General features: G+C 39.9%; 14 protein-coding genes. 12 read left to right on the top strand and 2 right to left on the bottom strand.

Annotated elements, in window-relative coordinates:
- The first annotated feature begins 7 nt into the window (after window positions 1-7).
- From EBO34_RS12765 to EBO34_RS12715, 11 genes are all read left to right on the top strand, one after another.
- Window positions 8-1,432, top strand: a complete 1,425-nt coding sequence (locus EBO34_RS12765) for an ATP-grasp fold amidoligase family protein (RefSeq protein ID WP_122899140.1) — start codon at window positions 8-10, stop codon at window positions 1,430-1,432.
- Between the two features lie 87 nt (window positions 1,433-1,519).
- Window positions 1,520-3,163 (top strand): acylphosphatase, encoded by a 1,644-nt coding sequence (locus tag EBO34_RS12760; protein ID WP_122899138.1) that lies wholly within the window; start codon window positions 1,520-1,522, stop codon window positions 3,161-3,163.
- 31 nt (window positions 3,164-3,194) lie between these two features.
- Window positions 3,195-4,874 (top strand): ATP-grasp domain-containing protein, encoded by a 1,680-nt coding sequence (locus tag EBO34_RS12755; protein ID WP_122899136.1) that lies wholly within the window; start codon window positions 3,195-3,197, stop codon window positions 4,872-4,874.
- A 31-nt stretch (window positions 4,875-4,905) separates the two neighbouring features.
- Window positions 4,906-6,498, top strand: coding sequence for an ATP-binding protein (locus EBO34_RS12750; RefSeq protein ID WP_122899134.1), 1,593 nt, complete (start codon window positions 4,906-4,908; stop codon window positions 6,496-6,498).
- Window positions 6,499-6,535: 37 nt separating this feature from the next.
- Entirely contained in the window at window positions 6,536-7,342 is an 807-nt protein-coding gene (racE, locus tag EBO34_RS12745) for a glutamate racemase (protein WP_122899132.1), read from the top strand.
- 191 nt (window positions 7,343-7,533) lie between these two features.
- Window positions 7,534-9,855 (top strand): peptidoglycan-binding protein, encoded by a 2,322-nt coding sequence (locus EBO34_RS12740; RefSeq protein ID WP_122899130.1) that lies wholly within the window; start codon window positions 7,534-7,536, stop codon window positions 9,853-9,855.
- Window positions 9,856-9,880: 25 nt separating this feature from the next.
- Window positions 9,881-13,405, top strand: coding sequence for a peptidoglycan-binding protein (locus tag EBO34_RS12735; RefSeq protein ID WP_122899128.1), 3,525 nt, complete (start codon window positions 9,881-9,883; stop codon window positions 13,403-13,405).
- 205 nt (window positions 13,406-13,610) lie between these two features.
- On the top strand, window positions 13,611-14,504 hold the full coding sequence (galU, locus tag EBO34_RS12730; RefSeq protein ID WP_122899126.1) for a UTP--glucose-1-phosphate uridylyltransferase GalU: 894 nt from the start codon (window positions 13,611-13,613) through the stop codon (window positions 14,502-14,504).
- A 10-nt stretch (window positions 14,505-14,514) separates the two neighbouring features.
- Window positions 14,515-15,843, top strand: coding sequence for a UDP-glucose 6-dehydrogenase TuaD (tuaD, locus tag EBO34_RS12725; protein ID WP_122899124.1), 1,329 nt, complete (start codon window positions 14,515-14,517; stop codon window positions 15,841-15,843).
- Between the two features lie 111 nt (window positions 15,844-15,954).
- Window positions 15,955-17,328: a sugar transferase gene (locus EBO34_RS12720; protein ID WP_122899121.1), complete on the top strand. Its 1,374-nt coding sequence runs from the start codon at window positions 15,955-15,957 to the stop codon at window positions 17,326-17,328.
- 34 nt (window positions 17,329-17,362) lie between these two features.
- Complete coding sequence (locus EBO34_RS12715) at window positions 17,363-18,298, top strand: NAD-dependent epimerase/dehydratase family protein (RefSeq protein WP_183163860.1); 936 nt, start codon at window positions 17,363-17,365, stop codon at window positions 18,296-18,298.
- Window positions 18,299-18,330: 32 nt separating this feature from the next.
- On the opposite strand, the gene EBO34_RS12710 is transcribed toward EBO34_RS12715, so the two are convergent.
- Both EBO34_RS12710 and EBO34_RS12705 read right to left on the bottom strand, forming a co-directional pair.
- Complete coding sequence (locus tag EBO34_RS12710) at window positions 18,331-19,365, bottom strand: LCP family glycopolymer transferase (RefSeq protein ID WP_122899117.1); 1,035 nt, start codon at window positions 19,363-19,365, stop codon at window positions 18,331-18,333.
- Window positions 19,366-19,655: 290 nt separating this feature from the next.
- The gene (locus EBO34_RS12705) at window positions 19,656-21,578 is read right to left on the bottom strand and encodes an N-acetylmuramoyl-L-alanine amidase family protein (protein WP_122899115.1); all 1,923 of its coding nucleotides are present in this window, start codon (window positions 21,576-21,578) and stop codon (window positions 19,656-19,658) included.
- Window positions 21,579-21,971: 393 nt separating this feature from the next.
- Between EBO34_RS12705 and EBO34_RS12700 the strand changes: the two genes are divergently transcribed.
- The gene (locus EBO34_RS12700; RefSeq protein WP_183163859.1) at window positions 21,972-23,981 is read left to right on the top strand and encodes a penicillin-binding transpeptidase domain-containing protein; all 2,010 of its coding nucleotides are present in this window, start codon (window positions 21,972-21,974) and stop codon (window positions 23,979-23,981) included.
- Window positions 23,982-23,997: the final 16 nt, after the last annotated feature.

The following is a 23,997-nucleotide window of genomic DNA, read 5'->3' as shown; positions in this document are numbered from 1 at the left end:
TGGTCAGATGGAAGAAACACAGAAAAATAAAAAAGATGACCTGTATGTGGAAAATGAACGAGAAGCGGAGCTTGTGGAGGAATTATTTGAAAAAGAATCACAATTGCAAACACTACACGTTCAATCAAAGCAGATAAATAAAAGAAAAGCTCAAATTGAAAACAGCAGGTTATGGAAATTGATAAAGCCTTTGAGATACTTAAAGCATAAATTAGGCTCCCCTTTCAATCGTAACCGCAAAGATGAGGCTTTTGATTGTTTAAAAAAGGAAAATGAAGAGCTTGTTCAGGAAATAAAAGAAACTAAACAAATCCTTCACAAACAAAATGTACAAATAATGTCCTTAAAAGCAGATCAAACTCCCTTTGATCGTGACCACCTCAAGGACCAGCTTAAAAGAGCAAAAAAAGATGGTTCAGTCATTGATTATATTGAAGAGTTAAGTAGGTTAAAACAATGCAGGGATTACGAGTTTGTTTCTCTCCTTCACTATGCAGGACGACTGTTCAGGAGAGATTTATCAGACTATAAAAGTGTAGCTTACCAGAAGATTCTTACTGGTCTGAATAGCTGTGAAACACCTGAATACATCGTTCGCCATGGGGAGAACAACGGGGACTTTTCACTATCCTCCGTTTCGTCTTTTCGTCAAGGATTAACAGTAAGGGCGAGAAAAAGGCAACTAGATCTGCTACCAGAAGGCTTTTTGGACGATAAAGTGACAGCTTTTGAATTTTTAGACCACTTAGGATTGAAAAGACCATGGGTGTCTAAAGCTTACGATCGTTTACACCTACCCGAAAAAACAGGGGTGGTAATTAAACCTGTTAAAGGGGCAGGTTCTAGAGGTGTTTATCTAGTCTTAAATAATGACAGCATTCGTGATATCAAAAGAGGTCGCACACTCGGAAGCCAGGAGCAGCTTCGTGAGAGTATGGAAGAAGACCTCAAATTAAAATGGGTTTCAGAAGACCGGTGGGTTTTGGAGGAACTTATTTTAGAGGATGCATCAAATACTACCCCTGCAAGAGATCTTAAGTTTTATACGTTTTATGGAGAAGTTGCCCTCGTTTTAGAAGTAGTAAGATCTCCGGAACTGAAGTATTGCTGGTGGCTGCCTGATGGAAAACGCATCGAGACAGGTAAATATAGTCATGAATTATTTATTGGAAAAGGCTTTAGAGAAAAGGACATAATAGTGGCCTCTGAATTGAGCAAGAAAATTCCTTCACCTTTTGTAAGAATTGATTTTCTTGCTACTAACGATGGCTTGGTTTTTGGAGAATTCACTCCAAAACCTGGGAATTATGAAGAATTTAATGAGGCAATAGATCAAAACCTGGGAGAGGCTATGTTGCGAGCTGAAAATCGTTTGTTTTATGATCTATTAAATGGTAAGAAATTCGACTATTTCCTAAAGAAATTGACATAAATGGATAGGTCAAATAGACTGATTGCAGTAAGCTTAATACAATACAAGAAATTATTCAAGATTAATAGATAGTAGGTGGCAATTTTAATGGTTGAAAATCAAGTCTCGTGGCTTCCACACCTGACAGAGGAAATTGTATCTGATGCGAGGGGCCCTGAATTAGACGCATATGCAATAGCGCTGGAAGGCTGGAGAAGAGGGCTTACGTTAAGGTGGCATGCAAAGGATTCTGAAAAGTTCAGTGAAATGGATACCTGGTTTGTAGATCGTCCGGGCAAACTATTCAGTTTAAGTTCTGAAGATAAAACACACTATTTCTTTAGAACACGAGGAGATAAAGTTACAAATGAGGCTGTGAGGATTGGTGGAGATAAGGAAAAAACTAAAAGTCTACTTACTAAAGCCGGAGTATGTACACCGATAAGCAAACAATTTAAATTAAGCACGGAGAATTATGATCATATACTTCAGTATGCAGCAAGTATAGGATACCCTCTAGTAATTAAGCCTGTAAATGGGAGCTTTGGTAAAGGTGTCTTTACAGATATAAAAGATGAAATTGAATTAGCAAAGACAATGAATTACTTAAATGGAAAATATGAGTCGGAAGATGTACTTGTCGAAAAACATGTAGAAGGTACAGATTATAGACTTTACGTTATAGAGGACAAAGTAGTTGGAGCTATCAAACGTATCCCCGCTAATATTGTAGGTGACGGAGTACATTCAATAAAGGATTTAATTTATGAAAAAAATCAAGAGAGAAAGAAGAACCCTAGATTAATTAGTTGTCCCATAAAAATAAATGATGATATTAAGAGCTTTCTTCAAAAGAAATCCCTTGATTTATTTACTGTACCTAAGCAAGGAGAAGTGGTATTTTTAACGGATAAAAGCAATATATCAATTGGAGGGGACCCTATCGATTCTTTAGATGACCTACCATACTCTATAAAAAAATTAGGAGTAGAGGCTATAAAATCCATACCTGGCCTGTACCATGGTGCAGTTGATGTTATTGTTGAAGGAGAAGGCGATAATTGCATTGGTTACGTACTAGAATTAAACCCTTCTGCACAAATAGGCTCGATTTTATTTCCGGAAGAAGGGGAAGCGAGAGATGTCCCTGGTGCAATCATTGATTACTACTTTCCTGAAACAATAAACACTTCTACTGATTATAAGAAAGTATTTTTCTCTTTATCAGATGTACTTGAGCCTTTAATTACTAAAACAGCTACTGTCACTACTGTCTCTCCCGCCCCAGTTGGTAAAATATATGCTACAAAATATACACTAATGGGTGATGTGCAAAATGTAGCCTATCACAGGGGAATAAGAAAGCAAGCTTTTGAAAGAAGGCATAGTGGATATATAAAGAACTTGAGCAATGGAAATATTGAAGTTGTAGTCATGGGTACTTGTGATGACACCGTAAATAATTTTCATGAAGCTCTCATTAGTGACACGGAAAGAGCTGATGTCAGAGATATCATACAGGAAAAGTGGAATGGACCAGTCAAAGTAGGGTTCGAAGTCAAGGCAGACTTGAAGACTCAGATTGAACAATTTAAATTTCTTAAGAAACAGATGGAACTTGTTAGGTCTGATTTGAAGATTGTAGAGAAACAAAATAGGGCAATAGAAAAAAGTATTACTTGGAGGATGACATTCCCAATTAGAAAAATTAGTGACCTTTTAAAAATAATCGGGCGTAAGATGAATAACTAAAACTTGAGTTTGGAGTTAGGGAGGTTTTTTTATGGAGAGTAATCAATTGATTAGTCTACCAAATTTAACAAACGATATTGTAACTGGTGCCCGTAAAACTAAACTATGTGCTTATGCGGTTGCTCTTGAGGGATGGAGAAGAGGGTTGAAATTAAAATGGTACACCATTGATTCAGGTAAATTTGATGAAATGATTACGTTTGGTGTAAACCCCCCAGGGCGATTATTTTCGTTAAGTTCAGAAGAGCGGACGCACTTTTTCTTTAGAACAAGAGGAGATAAGGTAACGAATGAAGCAGTAGAAATTGGCTCTGATAAGGACGAGACAAAAGTTTGGCTAGCAAAAGCAGGAGTCCCGGTTCCGGAAGGCTTTATGTTTAATCAAGATGATTCAGACGAGATGATATTAAAACAAGTAGAATCTATTGGTTACCCTTTAGTCTTGAAGCCGACCAATGGAAGTTTAGGCAATGGAGTAATAACAAACCTTAAAAATGATATAGAACTTATAAAAGCCTTGTCTTATGTGCGGAACGATTTGGGATATGAAGAAATTATTGTTGAGCGATATGTTCCTGGTGAAGAGTATCGTGTATATGTGGTAGAGGATAAAGTGATAGCCGCTTACAATCGCGTCCCTGCCAATATCATTGGTGACGGACACCATACAATTGAAGAATTAATAGAACTAAAAAATAAACAGCGGAAAAAGAATGCCAGGCTATTTAGTTGTCTAATTGAGATTGATGAAGAAACATTAGAATTTATTAATAAAGAAGGCTACAATTTACAAACCATTCCTGAGAGAGGGAAGAAAATTTTCTTGAAAGAAAAGACCAATGTATCGGCGGGAGGAGACCCTGTAGATGTAACGGATGATTTACCACAAACTATTAAGCAAATTGCCATAGATGCTCTAAATGCCATCCCTGGATTGTACCACGGTGGTGTTGATATTATAGTTGACTTAGAGAATCCAAATATTGAAAAGTCTGCTGTTGTTATAGAACTAAATCCTACTGCACAAATAGGAGGTATATTATTCCCTATGAAGGGACGAGCTAGAGATATACCTGGAGCTATAATTGATTACTATTTTCCTGAAACTAAAGGTGTCAAGACAGCTAAGTCAAAGGTATATTTCGATTTAAACACGGTATTAGAGCCACTCCAAAGTAGGTCTGCAGTAGAAGTTGAAGTAGCACCAGCACCAATAGGAAAGTTACATGCAAAGTTATTCATAGTAAAAGGAAGTACTCTTCATTCTTACAGTAAACATAGAATAATTAAAAGGCTTGCTATAGAAAAAGGTTTGCATGGGTTTATTAATTCTGTAGATAACAATTTAGAAATAATGGTAGCCGGTATCGGTAAAGAAGCAATATCAACTTTTCAGCAGACCATTTATAGTGTTTTTGAAAAAAAGAATATAAAGAAAATTGTTGATGAGGTTTGGAAGCACCCAGTAAAGGTTGGTTTCGAAATTCATGAAAGGTATAACATGTCCAATATAAGGTCTGTGGATACTTCGTTAAAGAAGATTAATAAGGAAATTTCTAAAAGAGAAAAAGAAAAGAGAAAGTTAGAAAAAAGAAACCTAAGGATCCTTCAAAGTAACTCATGGAAATTTACAAAACCACTCAGAAGGGTAAGAAAGTCGGTTGTTGATAATATTACCAAGGGTGTTAGCAAGAGCGGTAAATGGGTTTAGAAGGTCTTCATAGCATAGGAGGAAATAGATTATGTCAAATAAATGGTTAAAGCACTTGAAAAACTCTATACCTGAATCTGCTTTTGGGTATAAATTATGTATTTACACAATAGCTCTCGAGGGTTGGAGAAGGGGATTAGATTTAACCTTCTTTAACATTTATAGAAAGGAAAAGGGAGATATTAAACTCACTGTAAGATTTTCATTAAGTAATGGAACAGACAGATACGACTTTGCTGTATCAAGAGGTGGTCTCGTCTCTAGAGAAGCAATTGATATATGTATAGATAAAGATAAAACAAAGCACTATCTGGAAAAAGCAAATGTACCTGTGCCAACGGGAAAAAGTTTTGGTGCTAATGATTCTGATCAAGAAATTGTGGATTATTTTAAAACTCTTGATTACCCTGTTGTTTTAAAGCCAACTGATGCAGGTGGTGGAAAAGGGGTAATTACAAATATAAAGAATAATGATGAGTTAATGAGCGCCATTAAGCATGTGAGACATGAGCTTAATTACAAAGATGTTATCTTAGAAAGGTTCATTGTTGGGCGTGATCACCGAGTATATGTAGTAGGTAATGAAGTTATTGGTGTATATAAAAGGATTAATGCCAATGTAATAGGTAATGGGAAAGATAATATTGATAAACTCATAGACCAAAAAAATAAAGAAAGAAAGAAGAACCCTTATTTGTCTGGTAGGCTAATAAAGAAAGATAAGGAAATGTATAATTATCTTTCATCCAAGGGAATGTCACTTGAATCAGTTCCGGATAAAGGTAAACGTATTATTATCCGAGAGAAAGGGAGTCTATCTGCTGGTGGTGAACCAATAGATGTCACAGAGGATATATCATATGAAGCTAAGCAGACTGCTATTCAAGCAGCTAATGCAATTCCAGGATTGCCACAATGTGCGGTTGATATGATTATAGATGAAAAAAGTGAAATAGCAGTGGTAAACGAAGTGAATTCCAAGCCTCAAATTAGTAATCATCTTTATCCAGTTGAAGGGGTTGCAAGGGATATCCCGAAAGCAATCATTGACTTCTACTTCCCTGAAACAAAAGAAACAGAAATAAACACAAGCTTTTATTTCGACTTTGACAGTATTATTCCAGTTTTGCGGAATGGTAACATGAAGGAAGTGGCTGTACCTAAAATGCCTAGTGGAAAAATAGTTTCAACAAGATTTAGAGTTAACGGTGTTAAAAAGAGATTAGGGTTTAATCGTTGGGTTAAGAGGACGGCGCACGGTCACAAATTACACGGTCGTGTAAAATCCTTAAAAGATGGAGGTATTTCGATTATTGTTGCTGGTAGACAGAGCTATGTTACTGAATTTAAGAATCAATTGAATAAAGAACTAGCTTCTATCGGAAATGATATTACAGTTAATGAATTCAGTTGGAAAAAACCGGTTAAGGTTGGTTTTGAAATAGAAAATATAAAGAAAACCTCTAAAAGTACAATTGTTTCATTAGAAGAGAAAATTGCTAGATTAGAAGAAGTGAATATGCATTTAGTAGATGTCCAAAAGGACTACAATAAAATTATTGAAAGCCGAACATGGAAAGCTACATCACCAATAAGAAAATTAGGGGACTCACTCAAGAAATAAATGCAATGGATTTTTAAAGTAGAATGGAGTTAACATTGTGGAAAAAGCCATAGGTGTTATTGATTCGGGAATTGGTGGTCTAACGGTAGCTCATGAACTGATGCGCCAATTACCTAAGGAAAAAATTATTTATCTAGGAGACACGTTAAGGTGTCCGTATGGTCCAAGGCCTCAAAATGAGGTGAAAGAATTCACCTGGAACATGGTGAACTTCCTATTAGAGAGAGATATAAAGGCATTAGTTATTGCATGTAATACTGCAACTGCATATACGTTGGGAGAGTTAAAACAAAAACTAAATATCCCGGTTATAGGGGTAGTTCAACCTGGAGCGAGGGCTGCAATCAATATAACAAAAAGTAATAAGGTTGGCATTATTGGTACAGAAGGTACTATTAATAGTAATGTTTACAACTATGCTCTAAAAAAAATTAATCCCAACATAAAAGTTCATTCTTTAGCTTGTCCATTGTTTGCACCAATGATTGAACAAGGGCTGTTGTCAGGAAAAAGCTCAAGAAAAATAGTAAAGAAAACTATGGACCAAATGCATAAAGAGATTGACACATTAATTCTGGGGTGCACACATTATCCTCTTATTAAGAACTTGATTCAGGAAATGTTGGGCAATGAAGTAACTCTAGTATCATCCAGTGAAGAAACTGCTAGAGAGGTTAGCACAATCCTTGAGGTTACTAACATGTTAAACCAAAAGGTAGAGTTACCTAAACATGAGTTTTATACCACAGGTAAGAATGACGTGTTTATTAAAGTGATTAAAGATGTTTTAGGTTTTCATCACAACCTACACTACCCCATAACCACTGAAAAAGCAGTGATATAAAGAAAGCCGGAATCATTTAAAACGAATGATTCCGGTTTTTTTATGTATGTAAGGTTCCAATTATATAGAAAAATCCTATGTGCATTGATCCTAATAAGTGATATAGTCAACTAGGAAAAACCTTATATTTCGTCAAAATTTACAAAATACTAGCAAATTTTGCAAAAAATAAGTAGGGAGAGAGTATAAAGTTGAAACTTATTAAGAAAAGATTAGTCAGTGGTTTGATTATGCTTTTAATGATGACTGTTGCGCCAGGTCTGGTACAAGGGGGAGGGGATGGACTTAAGAACGGTGATCGTGATCCACAAGTTATTGATCTGAAAATCAACCTTAGTATTCTAGGTTTTCATGTATCGGATAATCCAAACGAGAATTACGGTCCTTCTACAGAGCGTGTAGTAAAAGAATTTCAAGCCTATTACGGTCTTGAAGTATCCGGCGTTGCGGGAGAACTCACTTTCGCTAAAATAGATGAGATTTTAAGCAGCCCTCTTAGTAATGGTCGCAACCATACAGATACCATCACACTAAAGGAAAACCTATCAAGATTAGGTTTCCATGTGTCGGACAATCCGAATACGGCCTATGGGCCATCTACCGAACGACGAGTCAGAGAATTTCAATCGTTCTACGGTTTGCGTGAAAACGGGATCGGAGATGAAGTAACGCTTGCTAAAATTGAGGAACTTATCCGAACACCAATGGGAAATGGTGATTACCGTCAAGATGCGGTTCTATTAAAAGAAAACATGGCGAAGCTTGGCTTTGTTGTTTCAGCGACTCCAACTCCGCAGTATGGTCCGTCAACAGAACGGACGGTGAGAGAGCTTCAGTCATACTATGGTTTATCCGTAACAGGGAGTGTTGGTGAAGAAACGTGGTCAAAAATAGAAGAGGTTCTTAACAGCCCTCTACAGAATGGTCAAAACCATGCTGATACCATCCCATTAAAAGAAAAATTGTCTATGCTAGGCTTCCATGTGTCGGACAATCCAAATACAGCTTATGGGCCTTCTACAGAGCGGCAGGTTAGAGCATTTCAGCACTATTACGGCTTAAGGGAGAACGGTATTGCGGATCATCCAACATTAGATAGGATAGATGAGATTTTAAGTAGCCCGTTGCAAAACGGCCGGAATCATTCAGATGTAATTACACTGAAAGAAAACTTGTCAAGGTTAGGTTTTCATGTATCGGATAATCCGAATACGGCCTACGGTCCGTCAACCGAAAGTAGAGTTAGAGATTTTCAAGCATTTTATGGTCTTCGTGAAAACGGCATCGGAGATGAAGTGACACTCGCTAAAATGAATGACCTTATTCAAACGCCAATGCGTATCGGTGATTACCGTCAAGATGTGGTTTTATTAAAAGAAAACATGGCGAAGCTTGGCTTTGTTGTTTCAGCGAACCCAACGCCACAGTACGGCCCTACCACCGAAAGGACGGTCAGAGAGCTTCAGGCATATTACGGACTATCAGTAACAGGGGGAGTGGATCAAGAAGCTTGGTCAAAGATTGAAGATATACTAAACAGTCCGTTACAAAACGGTCGAAGTCACCCAGATACCATCACACTAAAGGAAAATCTATCAAAATTAGGTTTCCATGTATCTGATAATCCCAATACATCCTTTGGACCAGCAACGGAAAGTAAAGTGAAGGCATTTCAACTTTATTATGGAATTCGTGTTAATGGAATTGCAGAACAGCCAACTTTAGCTAAAATTGAAGAAATTATAAACAGCCCCCTAAAAAGAGGGGAGAGCAACCCTGAAGTAATTGAATTAAAGCAGGATCTCGCGAGTCTAGGTTACGTAGTATCAAGCCAACCTAACGAGAATTTTGGACCTGCTACAGAAGCAGTAGTAATGAACTTCCAGGATGATAACGCTTTAAGAGTAAATGGGATAGCTGATGAGGTTACTCTACAGAAAATTGAAAATCTAAAAAGTCAGAGTGTCAAGATCTTTATAGATCCTGGTCACGGAGGACGAGATTCTGGAGCAGTTGCCTATGGACTTCAAGAGAAAATGGTAGCTCTAGATATTTCACTTAAAGCATCTGAAAAGTTAACAAGTCAATATTCCGATGTAGAAGTCATGGTAGCGAGGACGACTGATACATATGTAGATTTAGAAGAAAGAGCGCGAATTGCAAACGAGTGGGGAGCAGACTATTTTATAAGTATACACAATAATGCGTTTAACGGAAGTGCAAATGGCTTTGAAACCTTTATATACAATGGCAGTGTTTCAGCCGAAACAGTCCAAAGGCAAAGGGATATTCATAATTATTTGATTGGTGAGTTAGGGGTAACAAACAGAGGTATGAAAAGTGCAAATTTCAGTGTCTTGAGGAACACAAATATGCCTGCACTTTTAGTGGAATATCTGTTTATTGATCACCCATTAGAAAATACTCTTTTAGCCAGCCCTCAATATAGAGAATGGTTAGGCCAGATTACAGCGGATGCAATTGCTGAGTCCTTCAACTTAGCTGATAAATAAAAGGTGAACAGGAGAGGAATTTAGGGTGGAACATATTAATAAAAAGAAGTACGCATCTATTGGGCTTGTTTGTTGTTTGATATTTGGACCAGGGTTATCATTGGTACATGCAGAAGGGGTGAAAATTGATCAAATGCATGAGGGGCTACTAGATAATTACAACCAAGAAATTATTCAATCTGATTTCATAATGGGGAAGATTGGGTCGATAGAAGAGGGAGATCCAATCGTTATTATTCTTGACATGTTTGGCTTTAAAGCTGAGGATGGCAAAGACCTTGAGGGTAATGTCATTAGTGGTTTGGCTGAATTTATAAAGTACTATAATTTTGAAAATGCATATAACAATGGCAGTACCATTGAACAAATATTTGAAGAAGTAATTTCTTCAAGTTTAAAGCTGGGAGATGTCGGTGCAGAAGTAATTGCATTAAAAGAATATCTCTACTTACTGGGAATTATATCTTCAGAAGATATTAATGATGAGTTTGACCTGACTACTGAAGAGGTAATTGTAGATTTCCAATCCAAACATAACTTAAGAGAAAATGGGATTGTTGATTCTATCACTTTTAATAAAATTGAGTCTTTACTTCGAGAAAAAAAGGATTCGGAAAATGAGAGTTATTCTGAAAGTGGAGAGGGAAACTTACTTAGTGATAATAAAGATATAGATAGTATTCTATACAAAGACAATAATAAAATTGAAACTGACTTTGAATACGAAAAAAAATTGGATAAAGTAGATGAAGTAGAAAACAGTATAGAACCCCATTCAATTACTGTCGATAAAGAGGTTAATACTGAAACTACTATAATAAAAACTGAAGAAGTAGATTCAACCGAAGCAATAACTTCATTCAGTATGACTAGTACAAATGATGCTCAGAGCAATGATGGACTAAGAAATGGTGATCGTGAGCCACTTGTTATTGATCTAAAGATCAACCTTAGTACTTTAGGTTTTCATGTATCAGATAATCCAAATGAAAATTACGGCCCCTCCACAGAGCGTGTAGTAAAAGAATTTCAAGCCTATTACGGTCTTGAAGTATCCGGCGTTGCGGGAGAACTCACTTTCGCTAAAATAGATGAGATTTTAAGCAGCCCTCTTAGTAATGGTCGCAACCATACAGATACCATCACACTAAAGGAAAACCTATCAAGATTAGGTTTCCATGTGTCGGACAATCCGAATACGGCCTATGGGCCATCTACCGAACGACGAGTCAGAGAATTTCAATCGTTCTACGGTTTGCGTGAAAACGGGATCGGAGATGAAGTAACGCTTGCTAAAATTGAGGAACTTATCCGAACACCAATGGGAAATGGTGATTACCGTCAAGATGCGGTTCTATTAAAAGAAAACATGGCGAAGCTTGGCTTTGTTGTTTCAGCGACTCCAACTCCGCAGTATGGTCCGTCAACAGAACGGACGGTGAGAGAGCTTCAGTCATACTATGGTTTATCCGTAACAGGGAGTGTTGGTGAAGAAACGTGGTCAAAAATAGAAGAGGTTCTTAACAGCCCTCTACAGAATGGTCAAAACCATGCTGATACCATCCCATTAAAAGAAAAATTGTCTATGCTAGGCTTCCATGTGTCGGACAATCCAAATACAGCTTATGGGCCTTCTACAGAGCGGCAGGTTAGAGCATTTCAGCACTATTACGGCTTAAGGGAGAACGGTATTGCGGATCATCCAACATTAGATAGGATAGATGAGATTTTAAGTAGCCCGTTGCAAAACGGCCGGAATCATTCAGATGTAATTACACTGAAAGAAAACTTGTCAAGGTTAGGTTTTCATGTATCGGATAATCCGAATACGGCCTACGGTCCGTCAACCGAAAGTAGAGTTAGAGATTTTCAAGCATTTTATGGTCTTCGTGAAAACGGCATCGGAGATGAAGTGACACTCGCTAAAATGAATGACCTTATTCAAACGCCAATGCGTATCGGTGATTACCGTCAAGATGTGGTTTTATTAAAAGAAAACATGGCGAAGCTTGGCTTTGTTGTTTCAGCGAACCCAACGCCACAGTACGGCCCTACCACCGAAAGGACGGTCAGAGAGCTTCAGGCATATTACGGACTATCAGTAACAGGGGGAGTGGATCAAGAAGCTTGGTCAAAGATTGAAGATATACTAAACAGTCCGTTACAAAACGGTCGAAGTCACCCAGATACCATCACACTAAAGGAAAATCTATCAAGATTAGGTTTCCATGTATCTGATAATCCCAATACATCCTTTGGACCAGCAACAGAAAGGCAAGTGAGAGCATTTCAAAGAGAACACGGCTTGATAGTGAATGGTATGGCGGATGATGTAACACTCTCTAAGATAGATGAACTGCTTTCTGTAGGTGACTCCTATACTTACACTATTTATGAGCTATCATTAGAAGAAGCAGTTAGTGAGCAACAAAAGCTAAATCCTCCTCCACAGACGGATCTGTACAGAGGTTTGTCGGGCTTTATTCACAGTAGTGATTTGCAACTCTTTGGAAGTATAACAGGAAGTAGTGTTAATTTAAGAAGAGCTCCAAGCACAAGTGGAGCAATCGCTACAAACGTATCAAGAGGTACAGAATTTGTTTATGTAAGGGAGGTTATTGGTGATAGTGTATCTGGGAGTGAGGTATGGTATGAAATCTCGTACGATAATCGACAGCTTTATGTTCATAGTAGCTTAGCAAACAGATATGGGTTTCCGGTTGTTTCTATTAATAAGCCAGCAAAAGTTTATCAGAGTGCGAATAGGAGTAGCTATATCTTTAATAACTTTAACAACCCCGCCTATCTCACTATGAGACTCCCAATTCATGCTGAAGTGAAAGGGGAAACGGTTAGTGGGAACGATTTTTGGTATGATGTTAGACCGGTTTGGAGAAATGCAAAAGTTGAAGATTTTATAAAATACTTAAATCCTAATAAAAACGACCCACTTCAACATGTGGTACTAGATAAAAGCACCGGGATCCCTTCTTCTCAGTTAAACAATGTTTTAAGAGGTCAAGGTATATTTGACAGTAAGGGACAGGCGTTCATTAATGCGGGGCAAACGAATGGTGTAAACGAAGTCTATCTCATAGCCCATGCTTTGCTGGAATCAGGAAATGGTTCATCTCAGCTATCAAATGGCATTGAGGTAGGTAAAGACCATAATGGTAACCTCGTTCTTGTAAACCTTAATAATAGAAATAGCTTAACTGAAATAAAAACAACCTATAATATGTTTGGTATAGGTGCACAAGATCAGGACCCCTACACGTTAGGAGCAATCAAGGCATATGAAGAAGGGTGGTTTACTCCGGAACAAGCAATAATAGGAGGAGCTGCCTTCATTTCAAACAGCTATTTTGAAAGAGGACAAAATACACTGTATAAAATGAGATGGAACCATTTGTATTTGAATAGTTGGGGAGGGTATTCCCAATATGCTACAGATATGGGGTGGTCTGTGAAGCAAATCCCACGTATGAAGTCTCTATATGAACAAATGGAAAATCCAAGAATGGAATTTGATATTGTTCAATACAAATAACCTAGAAGTCCTTGGGCGAATTTACCTAAGGGCTTTTTAGAACTCATTTTCTTTTGTTGTCACCTTTTTGTAACTATATATTGGATGTGTCGACAATATTATTATAATAACTAGATTCGAGTAATGTTTCGTACTATAATGAGATGATGGAAATAATCCGAGTTTATAAGCCTTCATGGATAAGCAATAGGGAAGGGGAAAAACAATGCAAGTAAAAAAAGCAATAATTCCTGCTGCAGGGCTTGGAACAAGATTCCTTCCTGCTACGAAAGCACAGCCTAAAGAAATGCTGCCGATAGTGGACAAGCCTACAATACAATATATTATTGAAGAAGCGATTGCTTCTGGTATAGAAGACATTATTGTGGTCACGGGTCGTGGAAAAAGAGCGATTGAGGATCACTTTGATAAATCATTTGAACTAGAAGAAACTCTTGAAAAGAAAGACAAGCAGGTACTTTTAAAACAAATGCAGGAAATTTCAAGTATGACAAATATTCATTATATTCGTCAAAAGGAGCCAATGGGCCTTGGACATGCCATCTGGTGCGCACGTAAGTTTATCGGAAATGAACCATTTGCCGTTTTACTCGGTGACGACATCGTACAGTCCGAAACACCATGTCTTGAGCAGTTGATAGACGTTTATGACCGTTACCATTCATCGGTTGTAGGGGTTCAGGAAGTGCCGGACAAAGATGTTTCGAAATATGGGATTGTAGCGCCTAAGGGACAGGAAATTGAATCGAATGTCATTCATGCTGAAACCTTGGTTGAGAAGCCGGCGATTGAAGATGCGCCTTCCAATTATGCGATTATGGGACGTTACGTGTTGCGTCCGGAGATTTTTGAGATTCTTGAGAATCTGCCAACAGGATCCGGCGGTGAAATTCAGCTTACAGATGCGATTAATGTGCTGAATCAGAAGCAGGCCGTTCTGGCTTATAACTTCGAAGGCATCCGATACGACGTGGGTGATAAATTCGGTTTTATAAAAGCGACGGTTGATTTTGCCCTTCAGCGGGAAGATCTATCTACAGAGGTAGCTGAATACTTAAAAGAAGTTTACGAAACCAAGTTAAGCGCAGTGAAAGGTTAGGAGATTACTAATGAAAAAAATAGCAGTAATGGGCACTGGTTATGTTGGACTTGTATCAGGGACTTGTTTTGCTGAAACAGGAAACCAGGTAGTATGCTGTGATATTGATGAAACAAAGATTACTAATTTAATCAACGGTAAGATACCAATTTATGAGCCGGGACTTGAAGAGGTTGTGAAACGAAACGTCAAGGAAGAGCGTCTAACATTTACAACTGACATTCCTCAAGCCATTCGTGATGCTGAGATTATTTACATTGGAGTAGGTACACCGATGGCTGAGTCCGGTGAGGCTGACTTAACCTTTGTTAAGAACGTCGCTCAGACAATTGGGGAAAACCTGAACGGATATAAAGTCATTGTTAATAAAAGTACCGTACCTGTTGGAACAGGAAGACTTGTTCATGGGATTGTTTCAAGCAGAAGCAATGGAAGAGCGCCGTTTGACGTAGTATCAAATCCTGAGTTTTTAAGGGAAGGCTCTGCCTTGTATGACACGATGAACATGGAACGGGCTGTGGTAGGAGCAACAAGCGATCATGCTGCAGATATGATTATTGAATTGCACAAGCCGTTTACAGAGACGATTGTAAAAACCAATCTTGAAACAGCAGAAATGATTAAGTATGCTTCCAATGTCTTTCTTGCAACCAAAATATCCTATATCAATGATATTGCGAATATTTGTGAACGTGTTGGCGCAGACGTTACAAAAGTCGCCGAAGGTATGGGGTATGATAAGCGGATTGGTGCACAGTTCCTCCAGGCCGGTATCGGTTACGGGGGCTCCTGCTTCCCTAAGGATTCTAAGGCACTTGTTCATATAGCTGAACAGGTCGGTTATGATTTTAAGCTGGCGAAAGCTGTTATTGAAACAAATGATAAGCAAAAACTGAAAGTAGTTTCAAAGCTTAAAAGTATATTTCCAAGTTTGAAAGGCAAGCGAATTGCTGTACTTGGTCTTGCATTTAAACCTAACACAGATGACATGAGAGACGCTCCCTCACTTGAAATTATTCCTGAGCTTGTTAAGCATGAAGCAGATGTGGAAGCATTTGATCCTATTGCAAACCGTGCAGCCAAGCAGTTTTTTGGAGAGAGTATCACATACAGCACAGACTTATACAAAACGATTGAAAATGCAGATGCATGTGTGATTCTCACCGATTGGAAAGAGATTGTTGAAATGGACCTCGATAAAGTCAGAAGACAGTTAAAGATGCCGATTTTAATCGATGGACGTAATTGCTTTGATCTGAAAGAAGCAGAGAAAGCTGGTCTGATCTATCATTCAATCGGACGTCCGGTTGTAGAACATAGTGCAAAAGTTATTCAATAACACTGCTAAAGTGGTTTATTTATAAGGAGTTGTGTGTATTTATTTTACAAGATGGAAACATTGACTCAATGTGAACCAGGGGTTTTACAGTAAGAGAGAGAGGTATTTACGATGCCTGACAGTAATCAATTAACAAACCATAAAGGCTTTATCATTGTAGCCGATTTACTCATTATTTTAGCGGCTTACGTTGGTGCCTTTTATATCCGTTACAATGGCTTCCCGCAGGAAAATTGGAATTCTTTCATTTCACTTTTACCATGGATCCTGCTGATCGGTCTTTTCTTTATATCCATCTATGAGCTTTATGCGCTGGATCGCAGGAAGACCCTCTGGGATATCATGATTAAAGTAGTTGTAGCTGTAATTGCTATGGCTTTCCTTACAATGGCAGCCTCCTATTTATTCAGAGAATTTGCCATGCCGCGATCGATTATCCTTATCGGAAGTATATTCATGGTAATTTTCCTTACTTCATTTAAGCTGCTTTATTTGAAGTTTACGAGAGGCAATGTTGTAGGGAATGTCCTTTTTATCGGTGATGCTGAAAACACAGATAAAATTCTGTCGAAAATTAAGAAGCCAATGATGAAGGGAACAAGAATTACCCAGATTGCTCCATCTACATCAATGGATAGAATAAAGCTGTATATGAAAGAAACTGATTACGTACTATTATGCACCAGTGTCAGCAAAGAGGAAAAATCACAAATCATCTATTATGCTATGAAACAGAATAAGCTGGTTTATGTTATTCCAACACTTTACGAGCTTTTGCTGCAACGGGCTAATGTATCACCTTTGGACGACACCCTAGTAATGTCAGTAAAACCTTTTGGTTTAACTTGGGACCAGACGCTCGTTAAGCGGGTATGTGATCTTGTCGCTTCAGCTTCCCTTTTAATCATTCTAAGCCCAGTATTGCTAATCACAGCCATTGTTGTGAAGCTGGAAGACCCTAAGGGCAGTGTGATCTACAGCCAGGAGCGTTTCGGCAAAGACAACAAGCCGTTTACAATCTATAAATTCCGGTCTATGATTGAAGGGGCAGAAAGCAAAACCGGTCCCGTGCTTGCTGTTGAGGATGATGACCGGATTACCAAGGTAGGAAGGTTTATGCGGGCGACCCGTTTGGATGAGCTGCCACAGCTGTTTAATGTTCTTAAAGGTGACATGTCTCTTGTAGGACCGAGGCCTGAACGTGGTTTTTTTATAAAACAGTTGTCGAAAAAGCATTATCATTACGGTTATCGCAATAAAGTGAAGCCGGGGATCACCGGTTATGCACAAATAATGGGTAAATATAGTACAGAAGTGGATGACAAGCTCAGGTTTGACCTGTATTATATCCGTAACTATAGTTTCTGGCTGGATATTGTCATTCTATTAAAAACGTTCCTTGTGTTATTGGACAAATCAAAGGCAGAGGGAACGGAAAAGAAAGAAGAACGTACAGAAAAAAGGGTCAGCCAGCTAACCAAATAAGGCTGGCCTTTTCTTTTTGAAAAGAGGGTTGATGATGAAGAAAGTGCTGGTTACAGGGGGAGCTGGATTTATTGGCTCTCATGTAGTAGACATGTTGCTTAAAATAAAAATGAATGTAGTCATATTGGATAATTTAAGTACAGGCACTCTTAAAAATCTTGATTCCAGTCTGGATGAGGTTTCTTTTTGTGAAGGCTGTATTACACATATGGAAGCGGTACAGAATGTTTTTCAGCTGCATCCGGACATTGATCATGTCATTCATCTGGCTGCTCAAAGTAAGGTGGGGCCGTCTCTGGAGAATCCTGGTGCAGATGCAGGTGTTAATATTACGGGGACAATTAATCTGCTTGAATGCAGCAGGAAAGCGAATGTCCGTACGTTTATTTATGCTTCCTCAGCTGCTGTCTACGGAGAAACTTCAGTACTTCCGATTAAGGAACAACATGAGGTTAACCCGCTCTCCCCATATGGTGTATCAAAGCTTGCTGCTGAAGAATATGTGAAAACATATGGCAGACTTTATGATATGGAAGTGAAGTGCCTCAGATTTGCCAATGTTTATGGACCAAGACAAAGTGCAGCAACAGAATCAGGTGTGATTACCATTTTTATTGAAGACCTCATTAATGGTAAGAGACCTGTCATTTTTGGTGACGGTCTGCAGACGAGGGATTTTATCTTTGTAAAAGATGTATCCAGAGCTGTCTGCCAGTGGATCGATGAAAAATCTGACTCCTTTGTGTATAACGTAAGTTCAGGAGAGGAAACAAGTATTGAAGAACTGCTGAAAGTAATCTGCGAATCAACGGGGCAGGATTATTCACCAAGGTTCGAAAAAGAAAGGCCGGGGGATATAAAGAGAAGTTATTTGGACAATGTCTCACTATGCAGGGAGAGCTCCTGGACAGTTGATGTTCCATTAAACAAGGGGCTTGAAGAGACAATTGATTATTATAGAAAGAAATAAAAGAACCGGGTGGTAAATTCCACCCGGTTTTCTTAATACTCCGTATTCGTTTCTTCGGTCTGTTCTGCAGATTCAGCTTCGTCTGCAAATTCAGGCTCTGTGTCAACTTCTATATCAAGGTGCTGTTTCAGCATGGTTGAAACTTCTTTAACGGAATCTTCTCTGAGCTGGTAATAATAAACGCCGTTTTCAGTATAATTGTCTCCTGAGAATGACACGGATTCAATATTATTTAACTCATCGGCGTAGGAGTGCATCCCGAGTACATGATTAAAGCTCATGTTGGTATAGATATTTCCGTCAAGAGCATCCATCAATGAGCCAAAATTAGTAATGGAACTCAAGCTTGCTGCTTCTTTAATAACGGATTCCATAATTTCTTTTTGGCGGTCTCCTCTGCCGAGATCTCCTCTCGGGTCTGACTTTCTCATTCTTGCATACGCCAGAGCTTCCTGACCGTTAAGTCTTTGAGGACCTTCTTCAATTGTAAGCGTACCATAGGTAGCATTATCCGTTTCGGTAAATGTCATTGGAACCTCTACATCAACACCGCCTAATTCATCGATGATCTTCATAAATGCATCAAAATTCAATGATAGGAAGTAATCAACGGGAATATCCAGCAGGTTTTCAACTGTGGCAATGGACATATCCACTCCGCCAAATGCATGAGCATGATTAATTTTATCAATGCGCTCACGTCCGGCGATCTGAACTCTTGAATCCCGTGGAATATTCAGCATTTTAATGGTTCCTTCTTTTGGGTTGAATGTTGCCAGTACCATTGCATCCGAGATTCCGGAAAGGTCACCGTCTCTCGTATCCAATCCTAAAATCAGCATTGAAAACGGGTCCTTATTCGGGTTAATGGCAGCGTCCCGGTATTCAGAATGTTCACCACGGTCAAGATCAACCTGGGCGCTTTGGGAAACATCATTTATTTTCCAGAATGCGTATCCGCCTGTAGTTAGAATCAGTAACAAGAAAACAAGTGAAGTAACCTTTATAAATCGTTTGAAAGGTGACCTTTTTTTTCTGCGTTTCTTTTCCATTCGTGAATGTGCCACCGTCAGACACTCCTCTTCTTATTAACTACTAGAAATGAAGGGATAGGATGTCCTTTTTTAGTAGAAAATTTATAATAGCCTCATAAAATCTTACCGTATCTTGTCGAAACAGTAAAGATAATAATGAGAAATTTTAAACAAAATGCTGTTAGATTGCTATAGTAGGAGACGTCATTTTGAGTATTAAGTTACACACATCCTTTGTATCGGGTATTTAGATACACTCCTCTTTTCCCGTTTTATTATAAACAATAAACCAGCATTCAATGGCGAATGCTGGTTTTGATAGTTTAATTGAAATAATCCACAATACCGTTCTTCAGGCTGTTCACAACCTTGTCCTGTTCATTTTTAATAATGTGCAGGTCCCTTTGGTTTGTCATAAAACCGATCTCAATCAATGTGCTTGGCATTGTCGTATAGCGGATGACTTCAAAGTTTGCGTTCTTCACGTTTCTGTCTCTTAAGCCTAACTCGCCTACAAGGCGGTTATGGATGCTGCTTGCAAGCTTCTGGCTTCCGGCCGGTGCGTGTACTGTGTTATAGAATGCTTCAGTTCCATGAGCCGTTGGATCAGGGAAGGCATTTAAATGAATGCTTACAAAGATGTTGGAGCTCGTATTATTTGCCATCCGGACGCGTTCACTTAAAGCTACATAGCGGTCGTTGGTGCGACTCGTAATAACGGTGGCGCCTAGCTTCTCCAGCTCAGTTTTCAGCTTGTTGGAGATTTGAAGGGCCAGGGCACTTTCCTTATCTCCCCCGACTACTGCTCCTGGATCATTACCTCCGTGCCCCGGGTCAAGGAAAATCGTTTTTCCGTTAAGCTGTCCACTCGATGGTGGAGGTGTTGTACCCGGTGTTACAATTTGCACATAATCACTATGGATGAAGCCTTTCTGGTTGCTGTAACTGATTTGATACCAGCTGCCTGACTGGCCTTTAAGGTCGACTACAGTCCCATTACGCAGAGAACCGATGATGGAAGCTGATGAAGATGCCTGAGAGCGGACATTCAGGTTTGATGCCGTTATCTGACCTTTTTTATCGATGCTTCCGTCTCCGCCGGAACCATTTACTTTCACATAATCTGCGTGAATGTAACCCCAACGGTTGTTAATGTTGATTTTATACCAGCTGCCTGATTTTTCGTACAGGTCCACTTTTGTTCCTCTTGAAAGGGACCCGATAATGGATCCGGATGTCGAAGCCTGGGAGCGGACGTTTAAACTGGAAGCCGTAATTTCACCCTGTTGTTCAGGTTTTGTACTATCAGAAGAACCACTGCCCTGAACTTTTACATAGTCTGCATGAATAAAGCCCCAGCGATTGCTGACGTTGACTTTATACCAACTGCCGGACTTTTCATAAAGGTCGACTTTTGTTCCTCTCGATAATGATCCGATAATGGATGCAGAGGATGATGCCTGAGATCGTACGTTTAAGCTTGAAGCCGTAATTTCCCCTTGCTGCTCAGGCTTGGTGTTACCTGATGAACCACTGCCCTGTACTTTAACGTAGTCAGCGTGGATAAAGCCCCAGCGATTGTTGACGTTGACTTTATACCAGCTGCCGGATTTTTCATAAAGGTCGACTTTCGTTCCTCTTGATAGTGATCCGATAATGGAAGAGGAAGACGATGCCTGAGAGCGGACATTCAGGTTTGATGCCGTTACTTCGCCTTGGTTCTCGGGGGTTGCGCTCCCGGAACCACTGCTTGTTACTTTAACATAATCACTATGTATAAAGCCCGAACGGTTATTATTATTAATTTTGAACCAGCTTCCATGCCGTTCCTGAAGTTCCACAGTTACGCCTCTGGATAAACTGCCGATAACAGCAGAGGATGCAGAAGCACTGGATCTGACATTCAAGCTTGAAGCGGTGATTTGACCTTTTTGACCTGACAGTGATTCACCGGGTTGACTGGTGACTTTAACAAAGTCTCCATGAATATAGCCTGTTTGATTATTTACTTTTACTTTGTACCAGCTGCCTGAGCGTTCATATAATGATACTTTGGTACCTCTCGATAGTGAACCTATCACATTAGAGTTGGTTGATGGCTGCGATCGGACGAATAAAGAAGATGCTGTGACTTCACCGGTCATTACATCGTGGCTATTCGCCAATGTGGGTTGTTCAGAATCAAACATGATAAATGGCATCATGATCATAAACACTAAGGCAAAGATTGTGAGATTTTTCTTCAAAAAATCAACTCCTCATCTTTTACCTCTCAACCGAAACTGAGAAAATATTTCCAAATTGTGTCCAGCAGCATTGCCAGTCCGATTAAAAAGATTCCCAGACATGCAACACTGATGGGTGAACCCCATTCGACATTCTTCAAGCTCCCTGCTTCCCCCTCCTTTATCTATTTCCATAAAAAGTACCATATACGGAATGGTATTACTATCCGACTTTTTTTGATAAATTCAGCATTTAGGTGTCTAAATGAGCTTATTTTTGCAGAATATTATCTATTAATGCCATATAAATCTCCCAGGTTTACAAAATAAGGTGAAATATGATAGCAATGGTAATAGAATATGAATCTTGGTTCATATGTCTTTCGTCTATATAACAGAGGGGGAGATCGCGAAATGATTCGAAAGTCATTATACATAGGTTTAGGGGCAGGGTTTGTCCTGCTTGCAGGGTGTTCGGGGGAGGATCCGAATCCGGAGGAAACACTGGAAGACTATCTTTCTTCATGGGAGAGCGGTGATTATGCCGGGATGGAGAATCTGTTAACGGAAGCATCTGCTTCTGCAATTACGGGGGAAGAGCTTTCTTTTTCTGATAAATATGAGGAGCTTTATGAAGAACTCGGTGTGACAGAACTTGATGTTAGCTTTACCGGGCGTGATTTTGAGGAAGAGGAAGTGGATCTCGGAGAGCTTGAAGAGATCACCTATCCGGTCCAGGTGGGAATGGAAACGGTGATTGGTTCTTTTGACTACGACACGGATGTGACGCTTTTGAAAGAAGAAGGAGAAGACGGTGAGGAATGGAGGATCGACTGGAAGGCCGGTCATTTGTTTATGGGGATGCAGGCGTTCTCGGACAGTGTGGAAGTGACGACGGAAGCGCCTGATACGAGAGGGCAGATTTTTGCCGGGAATGGTGAGAGTCTGGCGGTGAATGGGACATATATGAGTATCGGATTCGTGTTTCAGGATATTGAAGACCTTGATGCCGAAGCGGAGGAGCTTTCTGACATTATCGGTCTTGATGAGGAACGGATCCTTGAGCTGGTGGCAGGTTACGAAGAGAATCCGGAGTGGCATGCGCCGGTGATGAATGTTCCTAATGGTCATGCCTTCATTGACGAGGTTCTGGAAGCCCAGATTCCGGGGGTACTGGTCCGTGAATATACCGGGCGTGAATATGGATACGGGTCGCTGACGGCTCACCTGACAGGACACCTTGCCATCGCAACAGCCGATTTTCTGGAAAAGAACGATTGGCCGGGGTATCATGGCAACAGCTATTACGGACGGCGCGGTCTTGAGAATGCCTACGAGGAAACCTTGAGAGGTAAAGTAGGATCGCAGGTAAACATTGTGGACGGGGAAGGAAACCAGCGTGAAGTCCTTCAGCGGACGGAAGCGGAGAATGGGGAAGATCTGTTCTTAACGATTGATATGGAATTGCAGGAAAAGCTTCATGATGCAATGGGAGATGAGATGGGTGCCGGGGTCGTGATGGATCCTGTGTCAGGTGAGGTCTTGGCTATGGTGAGTAAGCCGGATTACAACCCTGGTGAGTTATATTTACGAACAACGTCAATTGAGGAAGAGCAAACGTTGAACCGGTATAATTTCCGCTTTTCGCCCGGTTCTGTGTTTAAACCGCTAACAGCAGCGATCGGTCTTGAAGAGGGAACCCTGGATCCCGAAGAGCAATTTACAATTACAGGTGAGCAGTGGCAGCCTGAGGGATCTGACTGGGGAAATCACCAGATTACGCGGGTGAATGATGACGTTGACATTGTTGATTTGGAAGCGGGGATGAAGTATTCCGATAATATTTACTTTGCCATGCAGGCGCTGGAGATAGGTGAGGAAAAAATGGAAGCGTGGACGGAGCGGTTTGGATTCGGCGGGAATTATCCTTTTGAATATCCTATTTATGTTTCGAACCTTTCCAATGAAGGACTTGGCAACAGCGCATTGCTTGCTGACACGGGCTACGGGCAGGGGGAGGTACAAATGAACCCGGTTCATCTGGCTTCTCTTTATACGATGTTCGTTAATGAGGGAAGTATTGTTCAGCCGGTCCTGTTCCAGGACGAAGATCCGGCGTATTTTAGTGAATCGGTTATTTCAGAAGAGACGGCTTCCACGGTTCTTGATTCAATGGTTGCGGTCGTTGAGGATCCGAATGGAACAGCCTACCGGAGTAATCCGGGGCACAGCCGCTCCCTTGCGGGGAAAACGGGAACGGCTGAAATCAAAGATTCACAGGATGATGTGGATGGAGACAGAATCGGCTGGTATGCCAGCGTAGATGTTGAAGAGCGCGATCTTCTTTTGGTTATGATGGTGGAAGGAGCCGGAAGCGGAGAAGTGGTTGATAAAGTGAATGAGTTCTGGGCCAGTCTGGAATAACAGATTTGGGATAGAC

Source organism: Alteribacter keqinensis (assembly GCF_003710255.1).
Taxonomy (GTDB): domain Bacteria; phylum Bacillota; class Bacilli; order Bacillales; family Salisediminibacteriaceae; genus Alteribacter; species Alteribacter keqinensis.
This window is presented reverse-complemented; position numbering and strand designations above follow the sequence as displayed.

Bases quoted from the DNA above. Each gene is read 5' to 3' on its own strand.
- EBO34_RS12750 (WP_122899134.1), top strand. From the start codon at position 4,906: ATGTCAAATAAATGGTTAAAGCACTTGAAAAACTCTATACCTGAATCT.
- EBO34_RS12765 (WP_122899140.1), top strand. From the start codon at position 8: ATGGAAGAAACACAGAAAAATAAAAAAGATGACCTGTATGTGGAAAAT.
- EBO34_RS12720 (WP_122899121.1), top strand. From the start codon at position 15,955: ATGCCTGACAGTAATCAATTAACAAACCATAAAGGCTTTATCATTGTA.
- tuaD (WP_122899124.1), top strand. From the start codon at position 14,515: ATGAAAAAAATAGCAGTAATGGGCACTGGTTATGTTGGACTTGTATCA.
- EBO34_RS12755 (WP_122899136.1), top strand. From the start codon at position 3,195: ATGGAGAGTAATCAATTGATTAGTCTACCAAATTTAACAAACGATATT.
- EBO34_RS12760 (WP_122899138.1), top strand. From the start codon at position 1,520: ATGGTTGAAAATCAAGTCTCGTGGCTTCCACACCTGACAGAGGAAATT.
- galU (WP_122899126.1), top strand. From the start codon at position 13,611: ATGCAAGTAAAAAAAGCAATAATTCCTGCTGCAGGGCTTGGAACAAGA.
- EBO34_RS12700 (WP_183163859.1), top strand. From the start codon at position 21,972: ATGATTCGAAAGTCATTATACATAGGTTTAGGGGCAGGGTTTGTCCTG.
- EBO34_RS12715 (WP_183163860.1), top strand. From the start codon at position 17,363: ATGAAGAAAGTGCTGGTTACAGGGGGAGCTGGATTTATTGGCTCTCAT.